Below are 209 nucleotides of genomic sequence, written 5' to 3'. Positions count from 1 at the left end.
TTGATGTGCTGCCAGCAATGGAGCGGCATCAGCTTGTGACCAGCTGGAACACGACGCAAGTGAGGTACTCGAAGCGTGAATATCTGCTGCATCATCTGTTTGAAGCGCAGGCCATAAGGACGCCGTACGCGGTGGCGGTGGCGTCTGGCGCAGAACAACTGAGTTATGCCGAACTCAACGCCCAAGCCAATCAGTTAGCGCACTATCTG

At 55.5% G+C, this 209-nt stretch carries 1 protein-coding gene; it reads left to right on the top strand.

The genetic code is table 11. The features are described 5' to 3' along the window. Positions 1-17 precede the first annotated feature (17 nt). Positions 18-209, top strand: a 192-nt coding sequence (locus ACVBEF_RS21450) for a hypothetical protein (protein WP_447125916.1), incomplete at its 3' end; no start/stop codon positions are given.

This window comes from Glaciimonas sp. GG7, assembly GCF_052976905.1.
Note: the sequence above shows the minus strand (reverse complement) of the source record. Positions and strands in the feature narration are given on the sequence as shown.